Genomic DNA, 23,699 nt, shown 5'->3' with positions numbered 1-23,699 from the left:
CTCACTTATTCAAATGACGTTGTAAGACTTACATAACCCGCTTAAACATTTTCTCCAGATCATACCCGGTAAAATGAATTACGATCGGTCTGCCATGCGGGCAAGTAAACGGACTGCTCGTCGCGCGCAGCTGATTCAAAAGGCTCTCCATCTCGGCGTGTGTTAAAAAGCGGTTTGCTTTAATCGAGGCTTTGCAGGACATCATGATGGCTGCTTTTTCACGCATTTGTACCACGTTTGCTTGACTGTTCTCTCCTGCTTCTAAAACAAACTGGATCAATTCCTCAATGACCTCCAGCTCCGCACCTTCCGGGAACCAATGCGGATGTGCTCGTACGATGAATGTCCGGCCCCCAAAGGACTCTACCTCCAGCCCGAATTCTTGCAGCTGGGAAAGTCTCTTTTCCAACTTGGAAGCTTCTGCAGTCGTATACTCCACCGTGTGTGGAAATAGCATCATCTGGCTTGTCACATCCTCACTTGCCAGCTTTTGCATGAAAAATTCGTAGAAAATGCGTTCTTGCGCAGCGTGCTGATCGATCAAATACATCCCATTATCATTTTGCGCAACGATGTACGTACCGTGGACCTGACCTACCGGGTACATGACTGGAACTGCAGAATCCTCATCTTGTGCTTGAACTACATCTAATTTGGCTTGTTTGGGAGGTTCCTGTGTCTGGACAACTTCTTCCTGACTTTCTGAAATCTCTGTTTGTGTCCATAACGCATCTGTCTGCAGACCTTCTCCAGGTGCCGGGAATTCGCCTTCATCCACCTTTACCGGGTCACTTACATCCTGCCTAGCATTCCAAGCGTGGCGTTCACTAGCCCATTCGTCTCCGAGAGCAGGCTGCATCCCTTCCCTTGGCATCTGTACCGTACGCGGGCTTTCACTTTCGCTTTCATATCGCACTTGTGTCTCCATGATCGCGGGGCGTTCGGTTGCTTGATCCATTGCCAACTGGGTCGTAATGACGTCGGACTCTTTTCGCGAATACTCCTGCTTCGCCATCCACTCCCGCAACCGTGGACTCGCTTCGATTCTGGATGAAACCGGCGGCGTAGATTTTGGCAATTGCAAATCAAACTGCGGCTGGACGATCTGATTGACGACCTTTGCCCGAGGAGCACTGACCATGGGGCGAACGATGCCCAATCCCTGTCGCAACGTTTCTTTGACGGATTGTTCAATCGCACTGCAAAGTTCATCTTCTTTACTAAATTTTGCTTCCAGCTTGGCTGGATGGACGTTCACATCCACGAGGGTAGGGTCCATTTCTATCTGCAGAGCAACAATCGGATAACGCCCTATCGGTAAAAGGGTATGGTAGCCCTTCATAATCGCGTTATTCAGCGAATAGCTGCGAACATATCTTCCATTAACGAGCGTCGAAAGATATGATCTGTTGGCACGCGTGACTTCTGTCTTGGATAAAAATCCGCTCCACCGAAAATCAAGCGTTTCACCAGAGATCGGCAATAACAGCTTGGCTACCTGAACCCCGTAAATGGCAGCCATAACATGAAGCAGCTTACCGTCCCCAGAGGTTTGCAGCAGCGATTTTCCATTATGAGTCAATGTAAATGCAATCGACGGATGGGTGAGTGCGAGACGGTTGACGTAATCAGAGATGTGCCCCACCTCTGTAGCAATGGACTTCATATATTTCAGCCGTGCTGGGGTATTAAAAAACAGGCTGCGTACACAAATCTCGGTCCCCTTTACTGCCGCAACATCTTTTACCTCCCCAAGCTGCCCGCCTTCAATCGTAATGCGCGTCCCGATTTGACTGCTGGACTGACTGCTAGTAAGCTCCATTCGTGATACGGCGGCAATACTCGGGAGAGCCTCTCCACGAAAGCCAAGTGTACGAATGCGAAATAGGTCGCGGGCATTTCTGATTTTACTCGTAGCATGACGCTCAAAGGCAAGCGAGCAATCTTCTCTGTCCATTCCTTGTCCATTATCTACGATTCGAATCAGCTCTAGCCCGCCTTCCTCGACATGAATCTCAATCGTCGTAGCAGAGGCATCAATCGCATTTTCTACCAACTCTTTTACTACCGATGCAGGACGCTCTACTACTTCACCGGCAGCGATCATGTTGGAGAGATGCTCATCCAGCAATTGAATGTTACCCATAGGCTCCTCCTCTTTTGACGAATGCTAGTTCTTTTTTAGCTGTTGCTTCCATGCGAACAGCTTCATCATGGCATCCATTGGTGTAGTTGAATTCAGATCCAGCTCGCGAAGATCAGCCAAGATCGCTTCTTCCTCCGCCGACAAAAGCGAGACGGGCTCTTCTCGTACAGCAGCAACGGGCGCTGCCCATAGTGCCTCAAGTGACATCTGCGTATCATTTGCGGTTGCAGCGCCGCCAGCTTCCAAGCCAGACAAAATACTGCGTGCACGTTCAATGACCCAGACCGGCATTTCCGCCAATTCAGCAACATGGATACCATAGCTTTTATCCGCTCTGCCTTCTTCGATCTTGTGCAAAAAGAGAAGCTTGCCATTCCGTTCCTCACAACGAGCATTGACGTTTACCACGCCACTCAGCGTATCGGTTAGACCTGTCAGCTCGTGATAATGCGTGGAGAACAGCGTTTTGGCACCAATTTTTTGGCAAATGTATTCAATCACGGCTTGTGCGAGAGCCATGCCATCATAAGTGGACGTGCCTCTCCCGATTTCGTCGAGCAAAATCAGGCTGCGTTCAGTCGCTTTTTGCAAGGCATGTCTGGTTTCAAGCATCTCTACCATGAACGTACTGTGGCCGCCAACCAGATCATCTGCTGCCCCAATTCGCGTAAAGATTTGATCGACCAACGAAAGCTTTGCTTCTTTTGCTGGCACAAAGCAACCAATTTGCGCCATCACCGTGATCAGTGCAATTTGTCTCATATACGTACTCTTACCCGCCATATTCGGTCCTGTAATGAGCAGTACGCGACGATTTGACTGATCCATCTGCACGTCATTGGCTACGTACTTCTCCCGATCGAGCACAGCCTCGACAACAGGATGTCGTCCTTCGGTGATGACATACTCCCCCGTAGTCGTGAATTGTGGACGAATAAAGCCACGCTCATCACTGACAGTCGCAAACGCTTGGAGGACGTCTACTGAAGAAATTCGCTCTGCCAGGCTTTGCAGACGAGGAATATGCAAGGCGATTTCACTGCGTACAGCCACAAAAAGCTGATATTCCAGCTCCGTCATTTTTTCTTCAGCTTCCAAAATCAGCGCTTCACGCTCTTTCAGCTCAGGAGTTATATAACGCTCGGCATTGGTTAAGGTTTGCTTGCGCTCGTATCTACCCGGCGGCACATTGGCGATGTTGGCTTTGGATACTTCAATGTAATAGCCAAACACTTTATTAAAGCCAACTTTGAGCGAGCGAATACCCGTAGCTTCACGCTCTGCTTGTTCCAGTTGGGCAATCCACGTCTTTCCGTCGCGGCTCGCAGAGTGTAGCTTGTCCAAATATTCATCGTAGCCGGTACGAATCATGCCGCCTTCTCTTACAGAAATCGGCGGATCTTCTACGAGTGCAGCACTTAGTAGACCTACGATGTCTGCGCACTCATCCATGCCTTGGGCAATTTCCGCCAGTACGCGAGATTCGGTCCTCATTAATAGCTGCTTTAATACCGGGACAGCTTCTAATGAATGGCGAAGCTGGATCAAATCGCGCGCATTTGCGTTCCCATACGAAATCCGTCCCGCCAGCCGTTCGAGGTCATATACGCGGTCCAGGCTCTCTCGCACGTCTGCGCGAAGTAGAAGGTCACCTTTTAGTGCCTCCACAGCTTCCAATCGGGCATCCAGATCTTCTTGTCTGAGCAGCGGCCGCTCAATCCATCTACGCAGCAGTCGACCACCCATTGCCGTCTGAGTACGATCCAGGAGCCATAGGAGCGATCCCTTTTTTGTCTTGTCTCGGATCGTCTCCGTCAGCTCAAGATTACGTCTGGAAAAGCCGTCCATTTGCAAATATTGCTTAGCATCATATCGTTTCAGCAGGCGCATGTGAGACAAACTACGCTTTTGCGTCGTCCCTATGTAATACAACAGCCCATTGATCGCCGCTCGCATCGCAAGATCAAGTTCCTTTGCCTGCTCACCATATTGACCATCCACAGCGAAAACATCCAGTTGATTGCTATCCACAACCGTGTAAGGGAGTACAGTCTTCGGTACGATAGAAAGACCGACAAAAACCAGTTCTTTTGGACGATATTGCAGTGCCTCGTCCAGAACACCCTCTGCCTCCCCAAGAAGTGATGTTACATACAACTCACCTGTACTCATATCGCAAGCAGCAATCCCGGTCCGTCCATCCAGGCTGGCCAGTGCAGTCATGTAGTTGTTTTCCTTGTCTGTGAGCCACTTGCCTTCCATCATGGTTCCTGGTGTAATGACACGGGTTACTTCGCGCCGTACTACGCCCTTGGCTTCCTTCGGGTCTTCCACCTGCTCGCAGACGGCTACCTTGTGACCTTTTTTCAATAGCTCTGCAATGTATCCATCTGCAGCGTGATGAGGAACTCCGCACATCGGAATTTTCTCATCACCTCCGCCACCACGACCAGTGAGTGTAATTTCCAGCTCCCTGGACGCGAGAATCGCATCGTCAAAAAACAATTCATAAAAATCGCCTAACCGAAAAAATAAGAAAGTATCCGGATAATCTTTTTTGATTGCCAGATACTGTTGAATCATCGGGGTATATTGCTCCATTAGTTTCTTCTCCTAGCCTAGAAATCTCGACGCTATTATACCATGATTGAGATTATTGTTGAACGTGCAGCTGACATTAGGAGTGGCTCAGCTCAAGCTCCACGTGGTGCGCAAATCCATTTCTGCTGGCCATGTATGACCATTTTGCAGATAAGAAAAGTAGCGATCCAGATAGACACGCGAGAGCACATATCCAGGCAAACCTTTTAGCTCCTCCCATATTTGCTCGACGTACGGGATCATAGCTGTTTTGTCACCCGTATAGTACGCTTTGATCAAGGGCAGCTGCAAATGGGGGGTTGCTCGCAATTGCGTGTGGCTTGTGGCGATCAGTTTCGCCAAGTGCAATACTCCCCGGGTAATGTCAGGATGCACGAGCCAGCTCGGCAATGTACGGTATTCAAATCCATATGACTTTTCCCGGCAATCACCTAAAAATCCATATCTCTGTCTACGGTCACGACATCCGATATCCTCAATGAGCACCAGAGGGAGCGCAAGGTAGGCATCCAGTTTGCGACGTAGGGCAAAGGTCGCTGTCATCCCGCTAAAATGAATATGTCCTCCAATCGGATAACCCGCAAAGGGCATACCTCCAGCAATCCATTCCAGCTTGGCATTTCCCAACTTTTTATGGGCTAGCTGTAGCCCTTCTAAAATGTGAAAGAACAACTCGTCTGGGTCTTCTGAAGGCTCGGGTCTCAGTTCTGCAATGGGGTGTTGATGCATCGCTAATTCTTCACGATATCTCGTCGTATCACAGCCGACCTTTCCCCCGACCTTTAAATAATCGGAAGCGAGTGCCATCTCCCCTGTTGGCTTGCGCAAGGCAAATTCGGGGTCAGCACCCAATTTCTCGATTTCTTGTGGATGCTGCCGTAGCCGCGATTCCCACCACTCTTTTGCCTGTTGCATACATCTATCTTTTTCTGGTTGTGGCCATTCCGGCTCGACCTGGAGCACCTTTTGGCGATGTGGTGATGCTGCCATAATGGTCACCTCACCAGCATCGATCCCAGCAGCATACAGACTTCGTGCCGCCAAGCTTTTTACTACCTGAATCTCTGGATCGGGTACCGTCAGAGCTACCTGTTGATAAGACGGCTCTTCCATGCGATGGAGAAGCCATTGTGGACTCTCCACGCTCCTTTCCATGTGCAGCACATGCTCCTGATACAGAGAGACTTTGTACGTCCGCCAGCCTGGCTGTGCTTGTTTTCCTGTCGTCACGGGTATGCCACTTTGTCTAAGCAGCCAACGCCCAATTTCTGGCCGCTGCAAAAAGCTCTGCGCTTCTTTTGCATTTGCCGTCATGGACTCTGCCATTTTCGCTCCTGGATGCAAGACAAGCCGCTTCCCTTTCACACGCGCAAACATGGCTTTCACTCTCCCTCTCTCATCCTTTCGTTATCCTATGTTTGCGCCCAAAAAAGAGTGAGGCAGGATAACCCACCGTGCTCAATTGGAGGATTTACCTTATAAAAGACAAAAGAAAAAGAGGAGATGTAACTCTCCTCTTTAGTCAAGCTCGTCGAGCATTGTGGCTGAATCAAAGTCATCAAATTCGTCACTGTTATCTTCAAAGTCGCCTATCATATGAAGATCCTTTTCATCACAACTATTGCAGACAACAACGCATACTTTTGTTTCTCCAATGATTTCTACCGCAAATTCGCTTTCAACCTTGACTGTGATTGTGCCGCCTCCACTCAACTCGGCTTTTACGCACTTCGGCTGTTCCACGGCGCGAGCGACAATTTCAAGATCGCCTCTGCAGTTTTTGTCGAAGAACGTTAGCGGAACGAGTACGGAGAACTTGACAGTTTCCCGCTTGACTTCGGTTTGCGTGTTATTTGCAAACGAGAACCACAGGTTGACGTCACACGTACCAGATACTTCAACCGCGTCTCCGACTTTCTCTGCCTGGAAGTTCGTGTTTATAATCCAGCATCCGAGGATCGTCGAAGGAGTTTGCGACGGTATGATGGTGTGGGTGGTAGTAGAGAATTTATGGCCTTTACCGCAGACAGCTTTCGCGATGAGTTCCCGGCATTGCAGATCTTTGTCTGTACCCGACATTTCGTTACCTCCTCCATACAACGTTTCTGTACATTTGTATGCAGGGCATTCGGCTAGGGTGCAAACACCCACCTTATTTTGGGAAACTTGTTTGGGAACTCATCACGACCGCTATAGTCACACTCTTCTATTGTATAGGCGTTTTTTAGGAGCAGCAGCCCCCATTATTTTTCTTCTCCGGTCCGCCGCCCGTTTCACCTGTTAACGGGTTTCCGCCAGTATCTAAGATGATACGTTCTGACACGGTATTGGTGATCACATTGGTAACCATCTGCAAGAGATCGTTCACGTCTACTTGAGATTGCTTGAACTCGTTAACAATCGGAATAGAATCCAATTCTTCGTGGAGCTGGTTGTATTCGCCTTCCACCTTTTTCACCAGTTCAGTTTTGTTGATGGATTCAAACATGACCATTTGCTTCTGCTTTTGTTTCAGCTTATCAATTAAATCTTGGACGCGTTCGTTGTGTTTGATTTGCAGCTCTGCGCGCTTGAAGAAATCTACTTCGTTCGTGCGCGAGATCATGGCAGCCAATTCGCGTGCCTTGTCGAGAATTTCTTTTTGAGTATACAGGTTTGTTTGTTCCATCTCAGGTTACACCTCAACTTTAGTAACAATTTCGCCGTGGAGTGTCCACGTTTTTGCATCGTTAATTTTTACGTGTACGTACTGCCCGATCAAAGACTTATCGCCAGTGAAATGGACCAGCTTGTTCGTGCGCGTACGACCAGCAAGCACATCCGGATTGTTCTTCGATTCGCCTTCCACGAGTACCTCTAGCACTTGATCCTGAAGTTTTTTATTTTGCTCCAGGCTGATGCGTCCCAGCACCTCGTTCAAACGATACAGGCGCTGTTTTTTCACTTCCATCGGTACATTGTCTTCCATTATTGCTGCGGGCGTACCTTCACGAGGAGAGTAAATAAAGGTGTAGGCAAAATCGTAGCGCACTTCCTCCACTAACGAAATCGTCTCTTCAAATTGCTCGTCGGTTTCGCCAGGGAAGCCAACAATAATGTCGGAAGATAACGAGACGTTCGGTATCGCCGCCTTAATTTTACGAACCAGCTCCAAGTAATGCTCACGGGAGTATTTGCGAGCCATGCGCTTTAGAATTTCAGTGGAGCCCGATTGCACTGGCAAGTGAATTTGCTCTACCAAATTACCGCCATGAGCAAGAACTTCGATCAGGTGGTCGTCAAAATCTCTTGGATGGCTAGTGGTAAAGCGGATACGCGGAATATCAATCTTACGGATTTCATCCAAGAGATCGCCAAAGCCATACTGAATATCTTCAAAATCTTTTCCGTAGGCATTGACATTTTGTCCGAGCAGCATAATTTCCTTAAACCCTTGGCGAGCAAGATCGCGAACTTCGGCAATCACGTCTTCTGGTCGACGACTACGCTCTTTTCCACGGGTATATGGCACGATGCAGTACGTACAGAACTTGTCACAGCCATACATAATATTAACCCAGCCCTTTGTATTTCCTTCACGCAATTTGGGCATATTTTCGACGATATCGCCTTCCTTGGACCATACCTCAATCACCATTTCTTTACTGAACATCGCATCTTTCAGCAATTCCGGCAGACGGTGAATGTTATGCGTACCAAAAATCAGGTCGACCTGTGTGTAGCTTTTCAGGATTTTATTAACAACCTTTTCTTCCTGTGACATACAGCCGCAAACGCCGAGAATCAAGTTTGGGTTATTGTTTTTGAGCCGCTTCATGTGTCCCAGCTCACCAAACACTTTATCTTCTGCGTTCTCGCGGATCGCACAGGTATTAAACAGAATGACGTCTGCATCCTCTACATCATCCGTAGACGTGTAGCCCATTTGCTGCAAAATGCCGGAGATCGTCTCTGAGTCATGCTCATTCATCTGACAGCCGTATGTGCGAACATGATAACGCTTCCCTTTTCCAATCCCTTGCATATCCTCTGGGATCATGAAATCGTAGTGGACCTGGATTTCTTCTTTTCCGCGCTTTTTTGCATCCTTCAAGGAAGGTGGCTGGAAGTATTTTGCAAAGTCCGCCGTTGTTTTCGGAGACTTAGCGGATTTTAAGTCCGGAGTCGCCTCTTTTGTTTCCTTCATCATGTATCACCTCAGTAGAATTATCATCATTCATTACCAATAAATCATTATATCATTTTGGGCCATACAAAAGCTAATGCATAATGAGACAAAATATGTACAGATATACAAGCAAAAGAGCCCTCGTGGAAGTGCTCTTTTTGGAAGCTTATTCATTCATACCTGCTACGGTAGTTCTACTATATAAAGGTTATTTGCCATCGAGACTTTACAGTTGTGCAGACATAAGTAATCATCGCCCACGGACATCTGTAGCTCGTCTGTACGTTTGCAGTTGACTATCTCATTATTTTTCGTTCGAAAGTCGGATGCTTTTTTCTATCTTGTCTATGTGTGCGAGCAGCTCTTGAATTTGAACGATGATCCCGTCTGACTCGGCGGGCTCAGGCCAGTAATCGTCTCGTTTCCAGATTCCCTTCATCCCGATCGCTCGTGCTGCTTGTACGTCGTTTGCCGGGTGATCCCCCACGAAAATCGTCTCATGCGCCTTCACGTTAAGCAATCGGAGCGCTTTTTCGAATATTTCTGCTGCAGGTTTAGCGATTCCCTCCTGCTCTGAAATAAGTATCACTTGGAAGTACTTTTCAATACCGATTGCTTGAAAGTTTTTTCGTTGAAACTGTGTCCGTCCGTTGGTAATCATTCCGAGCAGAATCCCTTTGTCCTGCAATTGCTGCAGCGTCTCATGCACCCCTGGAAATGCTCGACAGTCCAAATGAAAATGCTCGACATAGTCGTGAAGCAATGTATCAGCATCGATTTTCTCTATCTGAAACTGTTCAAGCAGCTGCTGGTAAACGACATCCTTCCACAGATATCCACGCTGATCCAATTCGATAAATCGCTGCTGATAGACTTCCAGCGGGATAGATCCAAGCGCATCAAAATACCGTTCGTGTTGTCGCTCCAAAAAAGCGGGTAATGACCCGTCCCGATCCAGCAAGGTTCCATCCAAGTCAAAAATACAAGCCTTTAGCATCGTTTTCCTCACCCTTCCTTAGTCTCACCAGTGAGTACTTCTTCCTTAGAACTGGATGCAACTCCTGCTTTCAGGGCAACTTCCTCCGTCTTTTCTCCTATTTTTTACAAAATGAACTTGTCCCCTGCAACATTCCAATCCCACCCAGCGTCTGAATAACTGCGAGACAGAAATCAACCAGCAAATATGAGGAGGTTAACATGAAAAGAGCACTAACCCTATTTCTATCGGTGTTAATGTTCCTGACTGTCATCCCATTCGCAGGTGCCGCTTCTCCGTCGTTCTCGGACGTCCCACGAAATCACTGGGCGTATAAAGAGATCACCGAAATGGCCGAAAAAGGGATCATCAAAGGATACGACAACAGAACTTTCCGCCCAAACAATGAAGTGACACGCGCAGAATTTGCGAAGATCATGATTGCGGCAGCGGACGTTGATATGGACAAAAGATCTGTTAGCCAAACGTTTAAAGATGTACCCAAATCTCATTGGGCATTCTACTATGTGGAATACGCCAAGCCTTACTTGACTGGCTACAAATCAGGCTCTACCTATACTTACAAGCCTGATAACTCTGCCGTACGCGAAGACATCGCTGTCGCTCTGGTCCGACTGCTCGGCTATGATAAAAAATACAAAGCCGATATGGATCAATTGAAAAAGTTCCGTGATTCAGATGACATTTCGCCAGCATTGCGTTCCTATATCGCAATCGCTATCCAAACGGATCTGATGAAAGGAAATAACAACTACTTCCGTCCACAAGACCCGATCACTCGTGCCGAAGCGGCGTCGCTTCTCTATCGCGCTCTTGTCAACCGTGATGGTGATGAAACGAAAGTGGTTTTCCCGAATCCAGAACAACCGAAGCCACAACCAATCAGCATCTCCGACTCGTTTTCTGACAGCAACCTGAAAAATTGGGATACCAAAAATGCAGATGGCAACTGGGGAGTAATCAACAAACAAGTCACGGCTGTTTCCACTGACGATGATTTGGATCATTTCTTGCTGCCACTTATCTGGGAAGAATCTGCAAACCCTGAGAACTACGAATTGTCTGTTGATGTAAACGTAGTTGGTACGAATGGTCTTGGCGGGCTCTTTTTCAATGGCAAGGACGGCAAAGCAAATGTCGTATACCTTACCAAAGATCGCGTCTACCTCGGCAAGGTGAAAGACGTAGAAAAAGATGACATCGATGTAATCGCTTCTGGCTCTTACAAACTGAAGTCTTCCAACCGCTTGAAGGTTGTTGTTAAAGGAAGCACAGTCTCCATTTATATCAACGACCAATATTTGTTCGGTCAGCAGCAGGTGAAGCAAGAAGGTACGAAGCTGGGTCTTTACTTGCAATATGGCGCGACTGAGGATGCTCCTCGAAAAATGACGTACCTGGATAATTTCTCCTTTAAAGAAGTGAAGTAGCTCACAGGAAGCAACGCCCGACACATTCAAAAATGATGTGTCGGGCGTTCTTTTTTCCCCCTCTCACCTTAAGTATGTTCTTCCATCCAGAAAAAAGGAACGCAAAAGCCTAGAAATGAACACACTTCAGATGTATAATGGTAGCTATTCTTGTCCTGTGAAGGAGCTTATTTATGTCATTTTCTGTCAATCAGCCTTTTCGTTGGATGGACTCGGGTACTTATCAGGAAAGTCCGCTCGAGCCATTGATCCGAGATGAAGCACTGACAGCAAGCATGCAAAACGCTTCCGGCTCACCTGTCATCCATCTATGGGTCTACGATCAAGCCCTCTATCTGGGGCGCAGAGACGCCAAGCTTCCTCATCTGGAGAAGGCTTTGCACCAGTTTGGCTTGGATGGCTTTGGATGTGTCTTGAGATCGTCTGGGGGCGCCTGTGTACCGCTCGATGCGGGAGTTCTCAATCTGGCCTGTTTGTTGCCGGATACGGCACTTTCAATTGATTCGTTTTTTGCTTTTGTTGCGGATCTGCTGCGCGTCGGATTGCGCGACTATGGAACTCTGCAGTTTGGAGAGGTAGCTGGCTCTTACTGTGCAGGGGAATATGACTTTTCGATTCTCGGAAAAAAAATCGGAGGAATGGCACAGCGTCGCACACGATTCGGGTCCATTCTACAGCTCTGCATCAACGTGGACGACAGACCTCGTGGGGAATGGATGGAACGCTTCTACGAGCTGGCTGGCCTTCATGAAATGGACAACCATAAGCCGATTCCTCATATTGATGCATCTACGATTGGCAGCATTGCCAGCTTGACGCATCAAACCGTCTCTGTAAATGATGTAAAAGAGCGCTTACTTGCTGCCATTCGCACGCAATGGCCCGTAACACCAATTCCTTTTACGGTGCAAGAGGAGCTCGTCGATGAGTCTCGTCACCACTTGGCAAATCGCCTTCGCCTGTTCGCCTATACAGCAAAAGAACTGGCGGCATCAGACTGGCGTTTGCCGGAATAAGGGCTCATGGGATCAAAAGCCAATTTAGAACACTGTTTGTCCGCGATTGGCAAAAATCTTGGAGGACATATGAATAGCGATCGAAAGGGGACGTTTCAGGATCTGAATGCCCTTTTTGTTTTTGGGGCATGTACTGTGTTGGCAATTCATATTCTCGGCTTTTTTATTGCCAACCAAAAGGACTATCCGTGGAACGAAGACATCGAAGCCATATTGTTGATTTTACTCAGATTTGGACGCTCCTTGTTCATTTTTGCAACCGGAATGCTGTTGTTTTATTGGCATCAAAACCGGCAAATGGACTGGAGAGCCTTCTGGACAAAGCGCTGGCGTGTTATCGTGCTTCCTTACGTGATCTGGACGGCCATATTTACCGGATTTAAATTGCAAAGCATTGACCCGGTTGAACTGGCTTATCCTTTTTTTCATAGCTTGTTTACTGGAAGCGCTTTTTATCACTTGTACTACATCCCGTTATATTTGCAGCTCAATTTGCTGTTTTGCCTCGTCAAGCCGTTGTTTGAGAAATATTTGAGCTTTCGTATTGTAACTTTGATTTTCTTCGGTCAGATGGGGCTGTATGTGCTGTACTACTGCCTATTTATCAATCCGCTCTGGAGCATTGACTGGTCAGCCAATTCGTTTCTCACGCTCGTCCAGCACACGTATATTGCGGGACAGAATTATGTGCACATGTACCTGTTTACATTTTCGCTAGGTGCATATGCCGGATTAAACCTGGAAAAATGGCGTACGTGGACACATAAGCTGCGTTATCTTGCCCATTTCCTTACACTCGTTTCTGGCGGATGGATTATGCTTAACTATTTGACTGGGTCCAAGACCTATTTGGAAAGCCTAAATATTTTTGATCCGTTGTATCTGGTGTATACCTTGAGCTTCCTTGTCAGCTTCTATTCGCTGTCTCGCTACCTCGGGAAGCTGCCGGCGCTGGCTCACTGGTTGTCTACTCTGGCAAAGCAAAACATGGCGATCTACCTCGTCCATCCACTTATCCTGTTTTTATTGGAAAGCTATGTAATTTTCCGTTTGGATTGGTCAACGCCTGTTCTGATGGTCGCGATGTTTGTGATTACACCGCCACTCTGTATCTTTTTGTATAAGCATACGCTCGTCTCGTACTGGACAAGCCGCTTAAGCCAAAAGCCGAAGCGGGTCTTGCAGACAGAAACGCACAAAGCGTAAGGATTCACTGCCTTGTTTCCTTCAAAATCCTAATGTAAAGTACATGCGTATCTTGCATACTAAAGGTAGGGACAACAAATGTTCCACACCTCGATTACTTGCCTGGCCTTTGAGCCGGGCTTTTTTTCGGTCTTCTGCGGCTTCTATTTGGCTCTTTACTTGGATGGTTTTTTTATGTAGACCTATCGTTTACTCCCGGCATACGGTATCATAGAAGAGAACCACAGGCAGCCTGCTCGGCTTCCATAGATGACAGAAAAGGTGGTTGATCTAATGAATCAAGATAATCCGTTGTTACATACGCCTATCAAAGATTTGATTATTAGCTCGACAAAAGTAGCTCATGTGCAATTAGGCAATTCACTGGAACATGCTCTGCTCGTACTCATCAAATCCGGCTACTCCGCTATACCTGTTTTGGATCATCAGTACCACTTGCATGGATTGATCAGCACCAATATGATTATGAACAAGACGCTTGGCCTGGAACGATTTGAATTGGAACAGATGTCTGAACATACCGTCGATGAAGTCATGGATACCAAAATGCCTCGTCTAAAGGACAGTGACGAATTCATGAAGGCACTCGAGGTGTCGATCAATCACCCTTTCGTGTGTATCGTAGATGATAATCAATACTTCCAAGGAATTCTTACGCGAAAATCGATTTTGGCATTGGCGTATCGGCATTTTCGGAATTTGCCATTCCCATCATCAGATACTCATCAACCGCAATAAAATAGAAACCTAACACACCCAAGACGGGGGCAAGCACAAGTGCCCACCGTCCTTTTCTTATTGACTACCCATTTTGTTGTTCCTCCAAGGTTTTCCGATGCTTTAAATCCCCTTCCTCCAATCCTTGCTTTTTCCCTTCTTCTGTCAAGCGATATCCGAACTGAATCACTTCATTGTGCGCGAAGTATACATACTCCACTTCTGGTTCATCCGCAAATATGACAATCGCGCAAAACGGCGGAAGCTTTTTGCTCCATTCCCCTTTCACTGACTGTACTTGCTCTGGTTGAATTTTTTCTTTTATTAGCAAATGCTCCGTCACTCTATTTGCGTAGATCAGCTTATTAGCCTGTACATAAACAAAAGGCGTCAGAACGACGACTAGCACGATGACTAGCCAGATAACCCGCTTTCCTTTCAGCATGATTTTCTCCTTCTCTCCCCTATCTTTGTTTGCGATGCTCAATCTGTGAATCCTAGAGGCAATGATTTCCATCAGTATAGATTCCGCACTCAATTTGTTCAATAAATAACTTCCACTCTTTCTGTAGCATTCAAAACAGCACGAAAAAAGCAGACCCCTATTTTGTTTGTCTGCTTTTCGTGTGAGCCTGTTATTCGATTATTAAGCCAGCTGCCGTTTCTTGCGAGCCCTTTGTTCATAGATCAAGGTGTGAGCATATTCCATTGGATGGCGGTATGTTTGTTTAAACATAGCCTTTTCTCCCGCTTTAAAAAAGGAGTAACGTTGATCTCGCACGTTCACTTCAATTAGATAGGGATTCCCTTGATCATCAATCCCCATATCCATGCCCAAATCCGCTAACGATGGAAAATGGTTGCCATATTGCTTCGCGATCTTCACGGCCGCCTCACTGATTTTCTCCACTATCTGCGGATGTGCCTCAGTCGGAAAGGTTTCTGCGATCGCCTCCGTCAAGGGAACGGCTCTCCCGCCTCGAGACAGATTGCTCAGCTTATTTTGCTGATTGGCTACTTTGGCGACCAAACCGCTTACCGTCCACTCCCGTTCTCCATTCCTCTGTACAGACACGCGAATATCAAACGTCTTGCCCCGATAACGAGCCAGCGGGATTCCTTGCTGAATTAAAAAGCGTTTATTGCCCACCCATTTGCGAACAACCGCAAGCAGCTGATTACGAGTCATGCTTCGTTGCTTTTTGGATGAAATAAAACGGTATTCATTTCCGTGCCGCTCAATGCGCGCGACACCAATCCCTACTGAACCGATTGATGGTTTGACATACACAATCCGGTATTTATCGAGGAACTGCCTTAGCTGTTCACCCGAATAAGGTACTGTGTGTGGCAAATGCTGACGAATCTGCTCGTTCTTCCAAAGCATCTGATGCACTTTCCGTTTATCCCGCACCACCAATCCATTGAAAACCGTCTTTTTTCTACTTAGACGCTGGATGGTACTTCGTGATCTTCCATCGCCAGTCAGCACTCGATTGTGAATCACGCGCGGGATATGGACCAAACGTGGAATTAACCTGTTGCCGTTCCAAAAAAAACCCTTCACCTTCTCATCGCCAGGAAATACATGGCGGGGGTGAAAGAATACCGGCTCGAGTCCAAGCTCTTTTCCGATTTCCACATAATAAGGTAGGCGCTCGTAAGACTTGTCTCCTTTAATCCCTCTCTGCATAATGCCCCAATCTAACATAATGCCGATTCTGTCCACAAAAGATCCCCCTTGCTCCATTCCTCACCATAGGGTATGTGCCGTAATCGACAAGGGCGTGCCTATTTTTCGCAAGTGATGTCGTAACCTGCGCTTGCCCGGGAAAGATTATTTCCTTTTCTACTTATAAAGAGCGACGCTCAATCGCCAATAAAAAAGGAGCCTGGTTCTGCTGATTGATATACTGATACTTCAGGACGAGAAACTCCAATTGGCTCAGCTCATGACAAAAGGATTCTACAGCATCCTTCTCGACTTCTCCCGCAGAGTGCCCCCAGTAAATCATGACCGTCATAATGCCACCAGGACGCAGCACATTCAAGCCCGATTGAATCGCACGAATGGTACTCGCCGCTTGTGTGGTAATCTCTTTATCGCCACCGGGCAGATAGCCCAGATTAAACATGATGGCGCCGGCGCTTCCCTCCAGCTTTTCAATCTCTTCATGACTCGCCAATTTCATTTCTACCCAGTCAGCGACTCCTTCTCGCTCCAAACGCTCTTTCGTCTTCTCAATGGCGAGCGGCTGGATATCAAAGGCGATGACCTTTCCGTTCTCCTTAACCAACTGAGCGAGGAACAAGGTGTCATTTCCATTTCCCATCGTTGCATCTACGACGGTTTCCCCTTCACGGACACGTTCCCGAATCAACTTTCGTGCTACTTCCAATACGTTTGGAAACATTACGCATCTCCTCTCTATCATCCTTTTTGCGTAGTTAAATCAATTTGAAGCCCGATTCTTGCGACATAGCAGGTGCCGCTCTGATAGGCCTCTGCTTGCGCCACGACGTCAGCCTCCTCATAACCGTGGAAAAGATGCGTAATCAACAGAGAGCCACAGGAGAGCGATTCTGCAAGCTCAGCAGCATCTCTTACAGACAAATGGCCATTTGGTTTTTGAGGCTTGTTGTGATCAAGGTAGGTGCCTTCACAAATGAATAAATCGGCCCCCTGTGCAAATGCTGCCCAATTCGTTCCTGGACCGCTATCCGCTCCGTATACGATAACGCGTCCCTTTGACTCCAGCCTCATCGCGAAGCAAGGATCACCGTCTCCATGATCTGTTCGTAAAAACGTGACCGTCACGTCACCAATGGTCAGACTTGTTTGCTCGTTGATCGGGTAAAAACAAGTCGCATCTCGGTATGTAAGTGCCTGCACATTCTGGGCTGGTGCTTCTGGTGCGTAGATGGGAAGTGGGCGGTCTGCCGGGCGTTGACCAAACAATTGATGTACCATAAGACCGTATTGCAGGACTCCGATATCTGCTATGTGGTCGTGATGATAGTGAGACAAAAGCAAGACATCCAATTCATAGATGGGCAGATGCTTCCCTGCTTGAGCGAGCACACCGCTGCCACAATCAATCAGGAGTCGTACTTCATCGGTCTCAACTAAATATCCAGGAGTTGCTCCATCTGGACCTGGATAAGGAGATTGATAGCCTAACACAGTAAAGCGCATATTCGATTCACTCCTTCTCATAGGATGGAATAAGGTGGGACAGGAGGTAGGAGATGCAAGGATCATGGAGAGCCGCTTGGCAAATCGCTTTTACGTATATTGGAACAGTCGTTGGAGCCGGTTTTGCCTCTGGAAAAGAGATTGTTGAATTTTTTGTACAATATGGAACCCAGGGCTTGGTTGGAATTCTATTGGCTACAGCTCTTTTTGCATGGGCAGGCATACAAATCATGCTTATTTCCTATCGTACTCAGGCCAATTCCTATCAAGAAGTAAGCACGTATCTTTTTGGACATCCCTTTGGAACGGTATTCAATACGCTATTGCTTACCGTATTGCTGGGCACAACCTCAGTGATGCTAGCAGCGACAGGGGCCATTTTCATGGAGTCGTTTCAACTGTCTCCTCAGCTTGGCATTTGGATAAGTATGATCATGATTTTTTTCGTCACGAGAAAAGGCTTGTTTGCAATCCATCATGTAAACAGTATTTTTGTTCCGGCTCTCATTGCCTTTACTTTCCTCGTCTTTATTTATACAAAGCCCTGGGAAGATACATCTGTCACTGTAGAGTCTCTGCGACCCTTGGCATGGCTGAGTTCTCCTCTCTACTATGTTGCCTTAAACGTGTCACTTACACAAGCAGTTCTTATTCCTATCGGCAGACATAGTAAAAGCGAGAAGCCTTTGATTGCAGGAGGGATAATCGGAGGTTTAGGCATTGGTTTGTTGCTATTACTCGCATACTCTTCCCTGTCGGCAAATATGCCCGGTATTCAGCAAGCGGAAATGCCGATGATTGCTCTGTTGCAAGGAGCGGGAAAAGGAATTCCTTTGTTATTTTCCTTGCTTGTGTACGCGGAAATTTTTTCAACACTCGTCGCGAATGTGTTTGGTCTCTCGGAACAAATTCGTCAGGTCACCCGGTTACGGGGACCCACCATTCTTTTAGGTATCCTGGCTATCAGTTATTTCATCAGCTTTGTCGGCTTTAGTTCGCTGCTTCGGTTTTTGTACCCTCTGTTTGGACAGCTCGTCGTTTTTTTCCTTGTCATGCTAGTGTACCGACAATGGCGTGGCAGAGAGTCATAAAAAAGACTCTCTCGCAACAAAAAAACCTCTCCACAAGAGGAGAGGTTTTTCTTCGAAACCTTACGCAAATTCTGCAACCAGTTTTGCGAAGTCTTCTTCGGACAGGCGGACGTCTTGGTTAGCCAAGCCTTCTGCTTTGAATCCGTTAACGAGTGCTTCGTAAGGTTTTTGTTCTGTATTTTGATAGATCAGACCTGTGATCAGACCTTTGTACTGCATGGAAGTAGACATAGCCTTGATACGGTCATGTGGATCGTAGCCTTCGATTGTATCAAGTGGAACGATGTTTTCTTTGAACCAGTCGTATGTGTTTACCTTGTTGTAGGTTACACAAGGGCTGAATACGTTGATCAAAGAGAAGCCTTCGTGCTGGATACCTTTTTCGATCAGCTCAGTCAAGCCTTTCAGATCGCTGGAGAAGGATTGAGCAACGAATGTTGCACCAACAGACAGCGCCAATTCAACAGGTGAAATGGAAGACTCGATGGAACCTGCCGGTGTAGACTTGGTCACGAAACCAGTCGCGGAACGCGGAGAGGTTTGACCTTTTGTCAGACCGTAGATTTGGTTATCCATTACGATGTAAGTTACATTCATGTTACGACGGATTGCGTGTACAGTATGACCCATACCGATTGCAAATCCATCACCGTCTCCACCAGCTGCGATAACTGTCAGTTCGCGGTTAGCCATTTTCACACCTTGTGCGATTGGCAAGGAACGACCATGGATACCGTGGAAACCATAGCAGTTGATGTAGCCGGAAATACGACCGGAACAACCGATACCGGAAATAACTGCCAGATTTTCAGGTTCCAGACCTACGTTTGCTGCAGCGCGTTGAATCGCTGCTTGGATGGAGAAGTCTCCACAGCCTGGGCACCAGTTTGGCTTAACGTTATTTCGAAACTCTTTCATAGTCGCCATGTTTTACCAGCTCCTTCACTTCAGCATAGATTTCCTTCGGCAGGAATGGGTTACCGTCATATTTCAACACAGATTCGATCTTCTCTGCGTTTCCGATGTTTTGTTTGAGCAAGTTAGTTACTTGTGCTTGGATGTTGTGCTCAACGACAACCACTTTTTTCGCTTTATCCACGAGTGCTTTCATTTCTTCAGCAGGGAATGGATGCAGCAAACGAATTTGAGCATGGTTTACTTTCATGCCCTCTTTCTCCAGACGGCTTTTTGCCTCTTGGATTGTACCGATTGTGGAGTTAATACCCACAACAAGAACATCCGCATCATCGTGAGGAGCGTCTGCAGTTACAGGGTTTTTGAAGGTTTTCAGTACGCCTTCCAGTTTGCGCATACGTTTATCCATTTGTTGGACACGGTTTGCAGCATTCTCGGATGGACGACCTGTTTGATCATGCTCAACACCAGTTACATGGTGCAGACCATATTTTTGACCAGGAATTACACGAGGAGAAACGCCGTCTTCTGTTACTTCATAACGCTTGAACAGGTCGTTTTGCTCTTTCTCAGGCAATTCTTGTCCAGCAAGCAGTTTACCACGACGGATTTCTACTTGGCTGTAATCAAAAGGAGTAACGGTTTGTTTACCCAGGGACAGAGTGAGGTCTGTCATCAGGATTACTGGAAGTTGGTATTCTTCCGCAATGTTAAACGCTTCCACTGCATCATAGAAGCACTCTTCTACTGTGCTAGGAGTGATTACTACTTTAGGAATGTCACCATGAGTACCATAAATCATAGCATTCACGTCGGATTGCTCAATTTTGGTTGGCATACCTGTAGAAGGACCACCACGCTGGGTGTTTACGATTACTACTGGTGTTTCTGTAATACCAGCCAGACCGATTGCTTCCATCATCAAGGACAGACCAGGACCTGCAGATGCAGTCAAGGAACGAGCACCAGCAAAGTTTGCACCGATTGCCATTGTGATCGCAGCGATCTCATCTTCTGTTTGGATAACCGTACCGCCCAATTTAGGCAGCTTTTTGATCAGATATTCCATTACCTCAGATGCAGGTGTAATCGGGTAAGCTGGCATGAAGCGGCAGCCTGCTGCTACAGCACCAAGAGCGATTGCATCGTTACCGATCAGGAACAATTGTTTTTGTGGGTCTGCTTTGTCCAATTGGAACTCTGGCAGTTGACCACCTGTCAATTCATTAACAAATTCAAATCCGCGGCGAATGGCATCCATGTTCTTTTCAACCACTTTTTCGCCTTTACGGAGGAACATATCTTCAACAATGACTCGGTAGCTTTCCACTGGGATGCCGAGGATCGCGCTGGACGCACCGATCGACACCATGTTCTTCATCAGGGAAGTACCCAGCTCATCTGCAATTTCAGAAAGTGGTACAGTGAAGAAGCGAACTGGCTTCAAGCCGTCCGGCAGCTTTGGGTTGAATTTGGCGTCGGCGATGATGATACCGCCTTCACGCAATTCATGACCGTTAAAATCGATCGTCTCCTGATCGAACGCTACGAGAATGTCCAGATCGTCGGAGATCGCGCGCATAGGTTGTGTACTCACGCGAATTTTGTTGTTTGTGTGTCCACCCTTAATACGGGAAGAGAAGTGACGATAGCTATACAGATGATATCCCATCCGGTTCATCGCCATCGAGAAAATCTCACCAGTACTCTCGATGCCCTCCCCTTGCTGTCCTCCAACTTTCCAAGAAAGTTGACTAATCATTCAGATTCCACCCTTTCAGTGACTGTGAGAAAAAGCGCGCATCCTATCTGAAAAAGATTGATAAGATGTGACAATTCTGTGCATAGACAGTAACAATTGTAGTCCTGTCCATGTGAAATTGCAAGTGCTTTTACTCAACTTACTTTTGACCTGAATTTTAATGTTGAACTTGGTACATTAATATCCTCATGTATTATTGTAGCACGTTTCCGAAAACACGCAACCAATTTCCGTGCACAAATTTCATTACTTCCGCCTCTTTGTACCGCTTGAGCATTGCCTCCAGTAATTGGGTGTAGCCAGCCGCCGAAGTAAGGTCACCATACGTTCTTGGAATCCCGTCAAAATCAGAGCCAAAAGCCACATGATCAGCACCACCAAGCGCGCAAACATGATCTAAATGGCGTAGCAGGTCATCGATCCACACCGTTCTCTCTTCATTCACTGTAAAGAAGTCTACAAACGTAAGACCCATGACTCCATTATTGGCAATCAGTGCCCGGATTTGTTCATCTGTAAGATTGCGAGGATGGTTGCATATTTCTCTCGCATTGGAGTGAGAGGCAATGATCGGTGCCGTAGACAGCTCCAGTACATCCCAGAAGCCGGGGTCTGCTAAATGCGAAACATCAATGATCATGCCTAGCCGATTCATTTCTTCTATTACTGTACGACCGAATGACGTCAGTCCACCCGGATTCGGTTCACCGCTTCCATCTGCCAGTGCATTCCCGTGATTCCAGGTCAAAGTCATCCCGCGTACACCCAGACGGTACCAAGTACGCAGCTGAACCAAGCTTTCTTCCAAAGCATGTGCTCCTTCTACAAACAGAATAGCCCCTTTCTGTCCCTTTAATACGCGCTCATCCAAATCAGCCTTCGTATAGATCGGAAGAAACTGCTCGCTTGCTACCTGCTCATGAAAAATATCGAGCATTTCTAGTACCGTATGAAATCTTCGTCCGTATGGCACATGGGTAGGTACAAAGCACGCGAGCACCTGTATGTCTACATTCCCTTTTACGAGCTCGGGAAAACCTGCCTGAAGTCTCTCGTCCTCTTTATAGAAATCAAGCTCTGGCTTGTCCCAGAGCTTGCACAATACATCGCAATGCGCGTCAAAAATTTTCATGTTCCCTACTCCCTCTGTGTTTTTTTTCGTACGAGATTATGTAAACAAACGAAAAAACCTGTTCATTCTTCGAACAAACAGGCAGACGAAACAACAATCATTTTATTATCTGGGCTCTACGATTAGCTTGATAGCGGTTCGCTCTTCTCCATCAATTACGATGTCGGTAAAGGCTGGAATACAAATGAGGTCAACTCCACTCGGCGCTACGAACCCTCGTGCGATAGCTACGGCCTTCACAGCTTGATTAAGCGCCCCAGCGCCTATCGCTTGAATCTCGGCAGCACCGCGTTCACGAAGAACGCCGGCAAGGGCACCAGCAACGGAATTGGGGTTAGACTTTGCTGAAACTTTTAATACTTCCATCCTTTTGAACCTCCCGTCTGATAGGAATCCTGTCATCATTAGAATGATATTCGCATAACCCCTAAAAATTCCTGCTAACTCGCATGAAAGATTCAAAAAATTCTAATCTTATTATTCCATAAATGGATGGTCGACGTCAATTCTGATTCGTTCCAATTTTTTCGCATTCCCTGTATTCTTGTCCAATGTGATCAAAACAGCATTTAACTGAGCAGGATCGGGAGCTACTTCAAATCGAACCGGCAACTGTGTCAAAAACTTTTTAATGACTGCTTCGCGCTCCATCCCTAAAATCCCGTTACTCGGTCCACACATGCCAACATCACATAAAAATCCGGTTCCCCCTGGAAGCACTCGCTCGTCAGCGGTTTGCACATGCGTATGAGTTCCTACTACCGCGCTAACTCTGCCATCCAAATACCAAGCCATCGCTTGCTTCTCAGACGTCGCTTCTGCATGAAAATCAACGAAAATCAGCTTGGTCCGCTTTCGTGCTTGTTCTACGAGTTTGTCTGCCATTTGAAACGGGCAATCCAATGGAGGTAAAAACGTTCTGCCCATGAGATTAATTACGGCGAGCTCCCCTTCGGATTGTTTAATGTATGTAATCCCTTTTCCAGGTGCCCCTTGCGGATAATTCGCTGGACGAATCATACGTGGTTCGTCATCAATGAAATCAAAAATTTCTTTTTGGTCCCATGTGTGATTGCCTAGCGTGATCGCTTGTACGCCACCTTCAAAAAGCTCCTTGGCGATTTTTTCCGTAATCCCTCTGCCATGGGCTGCATTCTCACCATTGGCCACGATAAAGGTCGGCTGATATTTTCTTTTTAAAAGGGGCAGATATGTTTTTACAATTTCCCTGCCTGGTGACCCCATAATATCTCCAATAAACAAAAGCTTCATCTTACTATCACCTCATTGCTAGTATACACAACGAAATGGGATTCCCCAAA

The 23,699-nt window shown here is 46.9% G+C and carries 21 protein-coding genes; 5 read left to right on the top strand and 16 right to left on the bottom strand.

The features are described 5' to 3' along the window. Nucleotides 1-28: 28 nt before the first annotated feature. The 7 genes from mutL to C3B52_RS10540 form a co-directional block, all read right to left on the bottom strand. Nucleotides 29-2,146: a DNA mismatch repair endonuclease MutL gene (mutL, locus tag C3B52_RS10570; RefSeq protein ID WP_103106043.1), complete on the bottom strand. Its 2,118-nt coding sequence runs from the start codon at nt 2,144-2,146 to the stop codon at nt 29-31. Nucleotides 2,147-2,170: 24 nt separating this feature from the next. Next, entirely contained in the window at nt 2,171-4,747 is a 2,577-nt protein-coding gene (mutS, locus tag C3B52_RS10565; protein ID WP_103106042.1) for a DNA mismatch repair protein MutS, read from the bottom strand. An 87-nt stretch (nt 4,748-4,834) separates the two neighbouring features. Beyond that, nucleotides 4,835-6,124, bottom strand: a complete 1,290-nt coding sequence (locus tag C3B52_RS10560) for a putative amidoligase domain-containing protein (RefSeq protein ID WP_235615662.1) — start codon at nt 6,122-6,124, stop codon at nt 4,835-4,837. A gap of 141 nt (nt 6,125-6,265) precedes the next feature. Next, nucleotides 6,266-6,826, bottom strand: a complete 561-nt coding sequence (gene cotE, locus C3B52_RS10555; RefSeq protein WP_103106041.1) for an outer spore coat protein CotE — start codon at nt 6,824-6,826, stop codon at nt 6,266-6,268. Nucleotides 6,827-6,971: 145 nt separating this feature from the next. After that, nucleotides 6,972-7,415: a RicAFT regulatory complex protein RicA family protein gene (locus tag C3B52_RS10550; RefSeq protein ID WP_103106040.1), complete on the bottom strand. Its 444-nt coding sequence runs from the start codon at nt 7,413-7,415 to the stop codon at nt 6,972-6,974. Between the two features lie 6 nt (nt 7,416-7,421). After that, nucleotides 7,422-8,933 (bottom strand): tRNA (N6-isopentenyl adenosine(37)-C2)-methylthiotransferase MiaB, encoded by a 1,512-nt coding sequence (gene miaB / locus C3B52_RS10545; RefSeq protein ID WP_103106039.1) that lies wholly within the window; start codon nt 8,931-8,933, stop codon nt 7,422-7,424. Between the two features lie 286 nt (nt 8,934-9,219). Continuing rightward, on the bottom strand, nt 9,220-9,912 hold the full coding sequence (locus C3B52_RS10540) for an HAD family hydrolase (RefSeq protein WP_103106038.1): 693 nt from the start codon (nt 9,910-9,912) through the stop codon (nt 9,220-9,222). Between the two features lie 200 nt (nt 9,913-10,112). Between C3B52_RS10540 and C3B52_RS10535 the strand changes: the two genes are divergently transcribed. The 4 genes from C3B52_RS10535 (at nt 10,113) to cbpB (ending at nt 14,302) form a co-directional block, all read left to right on the top strand. Continuing rightward, the gene (locus tag C3B52_RS10535; protein ID WP_103106037.1) at nt 10,113-11,342 is read left to right on the top strand and encodes an S-layer homology domain-containing protein; all 1,230 of its coding nucleotides are present in this window, start codon (nt 10,113-10,115) and stop codon (nt 11,340-11,342) included. Nucleotides 11,343-11,515: 173 nt separating this feature from the next. Then, the gene (locus C3B52_RS10530; RefSeq protein WP_103106036.1) at nt 11,516-12,358 is read left to right on the top strand and encodes a lipoate--protein ligase family protein; all 843 of its coding nucleotides are present in this window, start codon (nt 11,516-11,518) and stop codon (nt 12,356-12,358) included. Between the two features lie 69 nt (nt 12,359-12,427). Beyond that, nucleotides 12,428-13,564 carry an acyltransferase gene (locus tag C3B52_RS10525; RefSeq protein WP_103106035.1) on the top strand — a complete coding sequence of 379 codons (1,137 nt, stop codon included), beginning with the start codon at nt 12,428-12,430 and terminating at the stop codon, nt 13,562-13,564. Between the two features lie 273 nt (nt 13,565-13,837). After that, on the top strand, nt 13,838-14,302 hold the full coding sequence (cbpB, locus tag C3B52_RS10520; protein ID WP_103106034.1) for a cyclic-di-AMP-binding protein CbpB: 465 nt from the start codon (nt 13,838-13,840) through the stop codon (nt 14,300-14,302). Between the two features lie 64 nt (nt 14,303-14,366). Here cbpB and C3B52_RS10515 read toward each other — a convergent pair whose 3' ends face one another. From C3B52_RS10515 to C3B52_RS10500, 4 genes are all read right to left on the bottom strand, one after another. Beyond that, a complete protein-coding gene (locus tag C3B52_RS10515) occupies nt 14,367-14,726 on the bottom strand; it encodes a DUF3139 domain-containing protein (RefSeq protein WP_103106190.1) in 360 nt (119 codons plus the stop codon). 201 nt (nt 14,727-14,927) lie between these two features. Next, a complete protein-coding gene (locus C3B52_RS10510; RefSeq protein ID WP_103106033.1) occupies nt 14,928-16,010 on the bottom strand; it encodes a YheC/YheD family endospore coat-associated protein in 1,083 nt (360 codons plus the stop codon). A 124-nt stretch (nt 16,011-16,134) separates the two neighbouring features. After that, nucleotides 16,135-16,695: a tRNA (mnm(5)s(2)U34)-methyltransferase gene (locus C3B52_RS10505; RefSeq protein WP_103106032.1), complete on the bottom strand. Its 561-nt coding sequence runs from the start codon at nt 16,693-16,695 to the stop codon at nt 16,135-16,137. A gap of 17 nt (nt 16,696-16,712) precedes the next feature. Next, entirely contained in the window at nt 16,713-17,477 is a 765-nt protein-coding gene (locus C3B52_RS10500; protein WP_103106031.1) for an MBL fold metallo-hydrolase, read from the bottom strand. Nucleotides 17,478-17,530: 53 nt separating this feature from the next. On the opposite strand from C3B52_RS10500, the gene C3B52_RS10495 reads away from it, so the two are divergent. Next, nucleotides 17,531-18,568, top strand: a complete 1,038-nt coding sequence (locus C3B52_RS10495) for a YkvI family membrane protein (RefSeq protein ID WP_103106030.1) — start codon at nt 17,531-17,533, stop codon at nt 18,566-18,568. A 60-nt stretch (nt 18,569-18,628) separates the two neighbouring features. Here the strand turns inward: C3B52_RS10495 and C3B52_RS10490 are convergent, their stop codons facing one another. The 5 genes from C3B52_RS10490 to C3B52_RS10470 form a co-directional block, all read right to left on the bottom strand. Then, nucleotides 18,629-19,495 carry a 2-oxoacid:ferredoxin oxidoreductase subunit beta gene (locus C3B52_RS10490; protein WP_103106029.1) on the bottom strand — a complete coding sequence of 289 codons (867 nt, stop codon included), beginning with the start codon at nt 19,493-19,495 and terminating at the stop codon, nt 18,629-18,631. Next, nucleotides 19,467-21,245: a 2-oxoacid:acceptor oxidoreductase subunit alpha gene (locus tag C3B52_RS10485; protein WP_103106028.1), complete on the bottom strand. Its 1,779-nt coding sequence runs from the start codon at nt 21,243-21,245 to the stop codon at nt 19,467-19,469. The genes C3B52_RS10490 and C3B52_RS10485 overlap by 29 nt, the downstream gene beginning before the upstream one ends. 193 nt (nt 21,246-21,438) lie before the next feature. Beyond that, nucleotides 21,439-22,377, bottom strand: a complete 939-nt coding sequence (locus tag C3B52_RS10480; protein WP_103106027.1) for a dipeptidase — start codon at nt 22,375-22,377, stop codon at nt 21,439-21,441. Between the two features lie 105 nt (nt 22,378-22,482). Then, entirely contained in the window at nt 22,483-22,743 is a 261-nt protein-coding gene (gene spoVS / locus C3B52_RS10475; RefSeq protein WP_003385776.1) for a stage V sporulation protein SpoVS, read from the bottom strand. Between the two features lie 111 nt (nt 22,744-22,854). After that, complete coding sequence (locus C3B52_RS10470; protein WP_103106026.1) at nt 22,855-23,649, bottom strand: TIGR00282 family metallophosphoesterase; 795 nt, start codon at nt 23,647-23,649, stop codon at nt 22,855-22,857. Nucleotides 23,650-23,699: the final 50 nt, after the last annotated feature.

It is taken from the genome of Brevibacillus reuszeri (genome assembly GCF_002897295.1).
GTDB lineage: Bacteria > Bacillota > Bacilli > Brevibacillales > Brevibacillaceae > Brevibacillus > Brevibacillus reuszeri_A.
Note: the sequence above shows the minus strand (reverse complement) of the source record. Positions and strands in the feature narration are given on the sequence as shown.